Below are 4,002 nucleotides of genomic sequence, written 5' to 3' on the forward strand. Positions count from 1 at the left end.
CGCTGGCCTCATCCACCAGCATTCGCTATCATACGTCGGCGCCGCTCGGCGCCATCTGCTGCGAGGGCCTATAGCTCAGTTGGTTAGAGCAGGGGACTCATAATCCCTTGGTCGCTGGTTCGAGTCCAGCTGGGCCCACCAGGACTTCCCCCTAAAACAGCAGATTAACCGCCATTCCTTGTGGCATTGCGTGGCATAGACTAGCATCCAATAACATAACCTATGTTGGTAAGGATGTTGGTAATGCCCAAGAAAGCCCGCCCCCTATCCGCCCTTGAGGTGAAGCGCCTCACCACCCCCGGCTATCATGCCGTGGGTGATGTTGCCGGCCTGCTGCTGCGCGTCGATAAGAGCGGCGCCCGGTCGTGGATACTGCGCTATTCCACCGGCGAGACGCGCTTGGCCCAAAGCGGCAAGCCCTATAAGGTGCGCCGCGACCATGGCCTAGGCGGCTACCCCGATACGTCCCTAGCTATGGCCCGCGAGAAGGCGCGCAAGGTCCGCGAGATGTTGGCCGAAGGCATAGACCCCTGGGCACGAAGAAAGCCGCCAAGCAAGCCCGACTGGCTGCCGATAAGCGCCGGTTGATCTTCGCCCAGGCTACCGAGGCCGTTATCAAGGTGAAGCAAGTCGAGGCCAGCAGCCCAAGGCACGCCCAGCAGTGGCACCAAACTCTGGAGACATACGCCTTGCCTGAGCTGGGCGCCATGAACGTGGCCGATATTGAGCTGGTCCACGTCAAGCAAGCCCTTGAGCCCATCTGGCAGAGCAAGCCCACCACCGCCGCCCGCGTGCGCCAGCGCATCGAGTCCGTTCTGGCATGGGCGACTGCCCACGGCCATCGCACCGGCCCCAATCCCGCCGCATGGAAAGGCAACCTGGATGCGGTGCTGCCGGCCACTGCCAAGATCAAGAAGAAGTCACACCACCGCGCCATGCCCGCGTTCTGGGCGCGGCTGCGAGAGCGTGACGACATGCCGGCCAAGGCCCTGGCGTTCACCATTCTGACGGGCAGCCGGTCCGGCGAGGTGCTGGGCGCAGGTTGGGAGGAGATCGACCTGGCTGGCGCGGTTTGGATTGTGCCGCCAGAGCGCACCAAGGGCCGCCGTGAGCATCGTGTGCCGCTGGCGCCGGCTGCCGTTGAGCTGTTGCGTTCGTTGCCCCAGGCCGATGAAGGGCTGGTATTCGCCAACAACAAGGGCCGCAAGCTGGGCGACCGGGCAATGATTGACTTGCTGGACGCCATGGGCGAGAGAGAGCGGGCGACCGTCCACGGCATGAGGTCCACGTTCCGCGACTGGATGGCAGAGCGCACCGCGACCCCGCATGACGTGGCAGAGATGGCGCTAGGCCACGCGATAGCCAACCAAGCCGAAGCCGCATACCGGCGCGGCGACCTGCTGACCAAGCGAGCCCTGCTGATGAAGCAATGGGCCGCCTTCCTGGCCACCCCGGCCAGCGCCAGCGGAAAGGTGACGGCGATCCGCAAGGAGGCGACCATCGAATAACCGATTTGGCCGGCTAGGGCCGTATACCCGAAAGCGCCGACTCCACCGCGCCCGCCGGCCAACCTTACCTGGAGTAAGCGTGAGGAGTAGCGCGTTGTCTAGCCTGAATTTTTGGAGAGCAGAGCACTCACTTGATATTGAAAATGCCTGCATGCTTCTAGCTGGCCTTGATCCATGGGATGAGGACATGTCTCTAAAGCTAGTCGCTTATAGTGCAGAAAAAAACAAGCTGAGCTGCCTTCAGTAGGGATTGGGTGGGTAGATCAAAAAGATATTGGTAAACCAGAAGAAGACAAAATTGAATTAGAGTTTGATGAGTCTATAGAAGCCAAAATGGCGAGGCGGCAGGCCTTGAGATGGCTTTTGCGGGCTAAGAGCGCTGTTGCAAATGGAGAGCTTACCCCTCATGGAGATGTTTATAGTTTTGATAGGAAAGAAGCACGACCAGTGCCACTAACACAAATTGATCCAGGAGAAAGGCTACATTTTCAGGTGACACGAATCGAACTCGCTCGCTGGTTGGTGTCGCTGGGGTGGCCTAAAAATGAGCACCCCGGATTTTTGGTTGGCGCTGAGCCAGTCTGTTCCGAAGGGGATGAGGCCGAGGAGCTTCGAGCCCTGGAGGCGTTCGGTCTGCTGGTGGAGCTGTATGCCAGTCAACATGGCCCCGATTATCAGTATGGCACCCGGCCGAACGCGTCCCGTGTCGTCAAGGATATGCTCGGCATCATGCCAAAGGACGTAACTAAAATGGGCGACCGCAAGCTGAAAGAGCATGTGGGCGCTGCAATCATGGCCTGGAAGGCCAAGAAGCGCCGATAGTCTGCAATCTGCATTTTGCATCTGCACCACACCGCCCGAGCGCCACGCCATGCTGCCCGTGAATCCACAACGCGAGGCAGCACCAAATGGCAACCGCCACCCACCACGCCAATACGGGCGACACCGCCCAGCCCACCACCGGCCAAGGCGCCAGCAATGCCTGGCGTACCTGGCTGTCCGTCAAGCAACTGGCCAACCGCTACGGCGCCCATGAAGCCACTATCTGGCGCTGGGTCCGTGAAGGCCGCTTTCCCCAGCCAGTAAAACTGGCCGGCAACCTTACCCGCTGGTCGCTGGCCGACGTTGAGAGCTGGGAGCAAGCCCAGCGGGAGGCGTCGGCATGACTGTCAATATGAAAAAGGTCTGGTCCCTTGCAGGGGGCCAGACCCATATCAAAGCGCCTTCCCGGACGCACTCCAAGTATACCACCATCGAGTCTGCACTGGCTGACGCCCTGGTTCGTTACGGCGTGAAGCTGAGCCCCAAGGCATCAGGCCGGTTCGAGCGGTTTGACTCGCCCGACAAGCCGAAGGGCAACTCCAACGGTTGGTATCGCATCCACTCGCCCCAGGTCGCGAGCTTCGGTATCTGGCATCTGGACCTGAACGAGACCGTGACATTGAACGGTTCCAGCGACCCCAAGGCCGCCGCTCAGGCTCGTCTGGAGGCCATGCGGGTGCGTGACCGTCGCGACCGGGAGCGCCAGCAGCGAGAAGCCGAGGCCAAGGAGATGGCCAACCGCTGGTGGCCCCAGGCCGGGCCGGCAAACCCTACTTTTCCCTACCTGGCTGGCAAGGGCCTACCGCCATTCAACCTTCGCCAGCGCGGTGACGTGCTGCTGATGCCCATGTACTTCGAGGGCGAGTCGGAGAAAGTCAAGGAGCCCAGGCGCACGTTCGCGACGGGCTCCCTGGCCACTGCAATCATCTTCCAATCAGAGTTCGCTACCCAGGACGACTTCGCGACTGCCGGCAACCTGGAGAGGTGGCGGGAAAGCATCGGTGCCCTGTGTCGCGATAACCTGATATTGGTGCTAGCCGTGTCCACCGCCCTGGCGGGTCTTCAGCGTGGAGATCGGGCTCGTCGAGCCATTGATCTGTTCGCCGCTGGCGCTTCCAGAGCTCAGATCTCCGAGGTCTTGGGTGTGAGTCATGCCACCGCTGGCCGCTGGATTTGGGAGGTCGTCGATTGCGTTGATGACCACCTGCCTCTGATCGATGCGGAGTGATCGTCATGGCGAAAAGGAGGAGCGGGGCTGCATACAGCAAGTGGCCGGGGGGGTTCCTCGCCCTGCCGAAGGTAGTTCTCGAGCACGAGGATTTCCGCACGCTATCGCCGAACGGCTTCAAGGTGCTGTTGGTTCTGGGCGCTCAGTACAACGGCAAGAACAACGGCGACCTGTCGGCCACTTCCAAGGTGATGGAGGCGTGGGGTGGTATTTCACACACCACGCTCGCCAAGGCCCTCAAGGAGCTCCAGGACCGCAGGCTGATCTGCAAAACGCGCGATAACCAATACGGTCGCGCCGGCGCACGCTGCGCCTTGTACGCCATCACTTGGCAGCCCATCGATCCTTGCGACGGCAAGCTGGATGTCGCCGACACGGATATGCCGCCGAGGAAGTGGAGGGCATGAGGCGAATTTCGATTTTTACCGTCTCCAGAAAATGGAG

The 4,002-nt window shown here is 61.0% G+C and carries 6 protein-coding genes and 1 tRNA gene; all 7 read left to right on the plus strand.

Annotation, left to right across the window (positions count from 1 at the left end; all coding sequences use genetic code 11):
* Positions 1-64 precede the first annotated feature (64 nt).
* The 7 genes from ACESMD_RS14180 to ACESMD_RS14210 all read left to right on the plus strand — a co-directional run bounded on the left by ACESMD_RS14180 (position 65) and on the right by ACESMD_RS14210 (position 3,965).
* Positions 65-141, plus strand: a tRNA-Ile gene (locus ACESMD_RS14180).
* A gap of 102 nt (positions 142-243) precedes the next feature.
* Positions 244-588, plus strand: coding sequence for an Arm DNA-binding domain-containing protein (locus tag ACESMD_RS14185; RefSeq protein WP_372614258.1), 345 nt, complete (start codon positions 244-246; stop codon positions 586-588).
* Positions 585-1,508 carry a tyrosine-type recombinase/integrase gene (locus tag ACESMD_RS14190; protein ID WP_372614260.1) on the plus strand — a complete coding sequence of 308 codons (924 nt, stop codon included), beginning with the start codon at positions 585-587 and terminating at the stop codon, positions 1,506-1,508. The genes ACESMD_RS14185 and ACESMD_RS14190 overlap by 4 nt, the downstream gene beginning before the upstream one ends.
* A 492-nt stretch (positions 1,509-2,000) precedes the next feature.
* Positions 2,001-2,330 carry a hypothetical protein gene (locus tag ACESMD_RS14195; RefSeq protein ID WP_372614262.1) on the plus strand — a complete coding sequence of 110 codons (330 nt, stop codon included), beginning with the start codon at positions 2,001-2,003 and terminating at the stop codon, positions 2,328-2,330.
* 86 nt (positions 2,331-2,416) lie between these two features.
* Positions 2,417-2,674: a helix-turn-helix transcriptional regulator gene (locus ACESMD_RS14200; protein WP_372614264.1), complete on the plus strand. Its 258-nt coding sequence runs from the start codon at positions 2,417-2,419 to the stop codon at positions 2,672-2,674.
* A complete protein-coding gene (locus ACESMD_RS14205; protein WP_372614266.1) occupies positions 2,671-3,558 on the plus strand; it encodes a DUF927 domain-containing protein in 888 nt (295 codons plus the stop codon). The genes ACESMD_RS14200 and ACESMD_RS14205 overlap by 4 nt, the downstream gene beginning before the upstream one ends.
* 5 nt (positions 3,559-3,563) lie before the next feature.
* Positions 3,564-3,965 carry a MarR family transcriptional regulator gene (locus tag ACESMD_RS14210; protein WP_372614268.1) on the plus strand — a complete coding sequence of 134 codons (402 nt, stop codon included), beginning with the start codon at positions 3,564-3,566 and terminating at the stop codon, positions 3,963-3,965.
* Positions 3,966-4,002: the final 37 nt, after the last annotated feature.

Source organism: Halomonas sp. (assembly GCF_041689495.1).
GTDB lineage: Bacteria > Pseudomonadota > Gammaproteobacteria > Pseudomonadales > Halomonadaceae > Halomonas.

Excerpts from the sequence above, each read along its gene's own strand:
- ACESMD_RS14200 (WP_372614264.1), top strand. The coding sequence starts at position 2,417 with ATGGCAACCGCCACCCACCACGCCAATACGGGCGACACCGCCCAGCCC.
- ACESMD_RS14185 (WP_372614258.1), top strand. The coding sequence starts at position 244 with ATGCCCAAGAAAGCCCGCCCCCTATCCGCCCTTGAGGTGAAGCGCCTC.
- ACESMD_RS14210 (WP_372614268.1), top strand. The coding sequence starts at position 3,564 with ATGGCGAAAAGGAGGAGCGGGGCTGCATACAGCAAGTGGCCGGGGGGG.
- ACESMD_RS14205 (WP_372614266.1), top strand. The coding sequence starts at position 2,671 with ATGACTGTCAATATGAAAAAGGTCTGGTCCCTTGCAGGGGGCCAGACC.